Here is a 4,593-nt window from a genome sequence, read left to right as displayed (position 1 = left end):
TATCCACTTCACCTTTAGCACGCCTGACCCACAAAGCCTTACCGACGTTAACTTCTCGCACCCAGCGAAACACCTGGTTGGTATTCACATCGTATTTGCGCGCTAACTCAGAGACCGACAGCGTACGTTCTTTCGATTCCTGAACGAGCTGCCATTTAAACTCGGCCGAAAAGGCCCGGCGCGCATCGGATTGTTTTAATACGGGCATTCATAACTCTCACGGTTAATAACAGTGACAGCTATGATGCGTGATCAGTCAGCAAATAAAAGATGTGATGGCCGGACGCTTACCAAAACCTATCCTGCAAAAGTATACATTTGAGCAGTTTTATTAATAATCACTGTCAAAACTGAAATAACCGTCTCAAACAGTGTCATAATTAGATATATAACCAGATGTAATAATACAATGCTTTCTTATATCGTTGTATATAAATAGTAGTTATGTAGGTAATAGCAGTGAAATATCAGTAATACACCATCACTATTAGATCCAAGAGATACCTGCACGAAGTGCAGCATGTATGGCGAAGCCATACCTTTCTTAAAGCCAAAGCAAAACAATCACAAGTTCTATAATATTCTGAAATAAGAGTTTAAAACTCACGCAAAACATACAGTAAGAAGCCCAATGGTAATAAAAATAACTATTAATAACTTCAAGTGTTACTGATTTTCTTATCAATTTTATCCCATTTAAACTTATCGTAAACTTTATTGTGGATCATCCACCTTAAAAGTCTTACATGAACCAGCCTAGGCCTAGCCTTTTCTGTATTAAAACCATTGGCACCCTTAAATGATTTCTGGTTTTCCCTAGAAATATTAGTAAGAGTTATGTATCCAAAGTCGTGTAATCGTCTCAAAGACTTCATCAAATATCTGCTTGGGATCTCGTGATCGTGCATTTCGTTAAATTGAGCAACAAGATCTTCAGCATCTTGATAAGAATATAGCCGTGGTTCGTCATAATGATAGTCGTCCAATATATAGATACCGGTGCCATCACCATAATGTCTATCTAAATCAATAAGCTCTCTTGAATCGCGAACTCCACAAAGCAACCCCGCATAAAATTTACCATTTAGTTTTATTTTGTTATAAAAAAACAGTGCTAATTTGACATCTACTGGAGTTAGCAACTTGTTATAAATAACATTTAAAATGTACCAATCCCTTTCGTCACTACCCCACTTATTGTAATTTATTTCTGTTTTCTTTAACTCGATACTCTTGCCCTTGTAATAGTGGCCGCTCAGTATTTTAATTAGCTCCGTTCTTTCCACGCTATCCCAAACAGTAATGATTGGATCATCAAATGTTCCTATCTTGGTGTATTTCCTCTTCACCACCCTTTTTGCAGTTTCAGCTTCAGCTTCAACTTCAACTTCAACTTCAACTTCAATATCATCTTCGCAGACAATATTTGAACTGAGTTCAGAAGGTTTTGATGGTTCATTCGCGATATCTGCAATTTTGCTGCTTGATTTGCCCATCTATAGATTCCTCTGTGCTTATGCCGTCTATCAATCTTTAGGATATAAACACATTTAAATTGGTAACTGAACACTAAAACAACGTCAATGAAAAACATCTCGTGTCTATGTAATTAATTACAATATCACAAACAATTGTTTTATATACATAAAATCACATTTAAATATCAATAAACACAGTTAGTAATTACTAAGGTAAACTAAGTGTGCCGCAAGAAAGAACCGAACTCTATGTAAACCCAATAGATACGTTACCTACAGACAATTACCCACATAAGGTACGTGCTGTAGGGAAATCAGACATGCATCCAGGCAATTATTTTCATTTTAAAACATAGACTTAAAACAATTTTATCCTGAATTTTAGTGTCCATGTTTATCAAATTTTTCAGTGCATAATTCCCATGTCGACAATATATAGGAGACCGACATGGCAAACCGTAAACGCAATCAAAAACCATCAAGCAATACAAACCGCAAGGCGAAGGCAGTTAACAAGCTCTTACCACTGCCCAAAAAGAAGGTGAAGCAGCAGTTAAAAGACAAACCTGCCAATCGCGAGAATTGCTCTAAAGGGTCAGCTGATAAACAAGCCAAGAACCTTGAGAAGAGCATTTCTAAATTTAAGCTACAAAAACCCTTAGTGAGCGAGGTTAATGAATCTGCGGAAGCAAAAAATCGCAAGAAGCAACTTGAGAACACAGCGAACCCACGCCCCATGCCGGTTACTCAAGATTGCTTTCCGGCAGAGATATTTAAGTTTATCCAAGTGCTTGCTGCACTCTCAAATTCGTATATTAGCTATTCTGCGGCATGCGTCTACATGCTGCTTAGTAACTTGCTATCTCGTTTCTTTACGATTCAACCTGACTCGGACAATCCCAATTACATTATCGTACCTAACCAATCTGGCGTGCTAGTTGGCCCACCTAGTATTAAGAAGTCGCCGGTGATAGAAAGTATTTTGAAGCCTGTTTATGAGTTTCTGGAACGGCTAGCCACCGATTTGAAACCAAGTGCTGAAGAACTAATGGTTATTAATCGTAAAAGGAAGCTTTTAACTGACAAAGCTAATAAGAAAATCGCAGAAGCATTGGATATAAGTGATGACAACCCATTAGCAGCAGAGAAGTTGGAAAATGAAGCTTTAGAGCTATTACGCCTGGCTAACCCCACCACGGAATATGACATTCATAAGCATTTTATTGTAAGCAATTGCACTGCCATGGGCCTTGTTAGTGTGGTTCATGAGTCAACAATTCCGCTAATAGTAGTTCAAGATGAACTAGGTGGTGTAATAAAGGAAACACTTACAGCGGGTAACAAAACCAAAGAGGCAATGATTGGCTTGATGGACGGTACATCGCCTGAGAATTACATAAAGGCAAACCGCGTATATGAGACACGTAACAAAAAGGTTTCGATTATCGGTGCAACACCTACCGATACTTTTAACGCGTTAAAAAAAGAGATTAATGATGGTTTCTTAATACGTTTCACGTTGATTGCATTACCTGATTCAAAAGCAATTAAAGCTAAGCAAATTCCGAGCAAAGCGAAAAATCTTGGGCTTTCGGCTTGGAACCAGCTGATTGGCGATTTGGTCAGTCAAGTTCCAAATGAGTTAGTTAACATTAAGTTCTCGGATAAATCTGAACAAAAATTTGACGTAATTGGCAATGTGTATGAACAACGCATCGAATGCGAAAGCACCCCTCAAAAAGTTAAAAGTGTATTAGGTAAGCGTCCCACCTTTGTTGCATCCATTGCGCTGGTGAATGCGTTCGCCCGTTGCGGCTTTGACCTTAAAAAACTAAGTAAAAGCCGTGTAATGCTTAAGGATCTTGAACTAGCGTCAAAATATGCCGACGTTATTGAATCACACTTTACGGTCGCATTTGGTGTGCATGATAACTTGGAAGAGCAACAGGCATTGGAGTTACTTAATCGCCTTCTCGATTCTAAGTTTGCCACAGCAGTGTTTACGGCCAGTCAAATTGCTAAGAACGAATGGTCAGGCTTCAAAGATCCAAAGGTTGTTGAGACATTACTTCTTGTCCTTCGCGAATATGAGTTAGTTCGTATCGTAAGCAACTCGTTATCTGGGAGCAAAGGTGGCCGCCCTACTCGGAAATGGGCAGTCGTAAGCGAGTTAGTGGAGGTTTAATCATGGGAACATTTCAACCACGTTTCATCGCCGTTAACGACTACAGTGGATTTATTACTGAATTAAGCGCCTTCCGGCGCTTAATGGACCGCCGTGTACCTAAAGAGTTTCTGGCACAACAGTCAATAGGCAATCCGATGTTACCGTCAGATCTTAAGTCGCTAGCCAGTGTATGTAAGGAAAAGCCTTTTACAGTGAGCGCGACGAATAAATCACTGTTTCACTATCATAACTTGGTCGCTAGCCAACTCGCTAATCCGGCACAGTGGCTACATATTCCAATCGTTGATTCCTTAAGTTTCACAGCACGTTCTTCAAAGGCGGAGTTAAAAAGGTTAACTAAGACCCTTGAAACCAAGCTCATCACAGACCGTTTAAATATTCGGCCTCGGAGAAAGTGTAGTAAGGAGTATGCTGAAGAGAAGAAGATAAGGAACTACTACAAAAAAACGGTAGGGATCCGCTATCGAACTGATCGCGGACTCTCGGAGCCAATCTACTTTTCCTTCGGCCTAAAAACTAAGGATAATGACTTATCGCTTAAGCCATTACGCTTTTCGTACAACCCAGCAAGGTTTGAACCAGAAACCTTAGAAAAGATATTTGAAGCGTTAAGCGATTTAAAACTATTCGATTGCGAGAGTATAAAAAAATCTGTGTAAGTGGCATTCTACCCATGTATTTGAAAGGAATAAAGAATGCCAGTATCAGACCAGCTTATCGATCAGTTATTAGCTGATTACAGATCCCCTGAAGACCTGCTTGGTGAGCAAGGTATCCTTAAGCAGTTAACTAAAAAGCTTGCTGAGCGTGCCCTTGAAGCTGAGATGGAGCAACATCTTGGTTATGCCAAACATGATGCTATCGGTAAAAATACCGGTAACTCTCGCAATGGTAAAAGTCGTAAATCTGTACGCAGTATTCATGGCG

The 4,593-nt window shown here is 39.6% G+C and carries 5 protein-coding genes; 3 read left to right on the top strand and 2 right to left on the bottom strand.

All coding sequences use genetic code 11. The features are described from left to right. The coding region (locus H141_RS0119315; RefSeq protein ID WP_019677816.1) for a transposase at window positions 1-208 on the bottom strand (208 nt) is incomplete at its 3' end. Window positions 209-659: 451 nt separating this feature from the next. Then, window positions 660-1,496, bottom strand: a complete 837-nt coding sequence (locus H141_RS0119305) for a hypothetical protein (protein WP_019677914.1) — start codon at window positions 1,494-1,496, stop codon at window positions 660-662. 430 nt (window positions 1,497-1,926) lie between these two features. Between H141_RS0119305 and H141_RS0119300 the strand changes: the two genes are divergently transcribed. The 3 genes from H141_RS0119300 to H141_RS0119290 form a co-directional block, all read left to right on the top strand. Beyond that, window positions 1,927-3,663, top strand: coding sequence for a DUF3987 domain-containing protein (locus tag H141_RS0119300; protein WP_019677913.1), 1,737 nt, complete (start codon window positions 1,927-1,929; stop codon window positions 3,661-3,663). Window positions 3,664-3,665: 2 nt separating this feature from the next. Beyond that, on the top strand, window positions 3,666-4,325 hold the full coding sequence (locus H141_RS0119295; protein ID WP_019677912.1) for a hypothetical protein: 660 nt from the start codon (window positions 3,666-3,668) through the stop codon (window positions 4,323-4,325). 36 nt (window positions 4,326-4,361) lie between these two features. Then, the coding region (locus tag H141_RS0119290) for a transposase (RefSeq protein WP_019677911.1) at window positions 4,362-4,593 on the top strand (232 nt) is incomplete at its 3' end.

The sequence above is a fragment of the Arsukibacterium perlucidum DSM 18276 genome (assembly GCF_000382165.1).
GTDB classification, from domain to species: domain Bacteria; phylum Pseudomonadota; class Gammaproteobacteria; order Enterobacterales; family Alteromonadaceae; genus Alishewanella; species Alishewanella perlucidum.
Note: the sequence above shows the minus strand (reverse complement) of the source record. Positions and strands in the feature narration are given on the sequence as shown.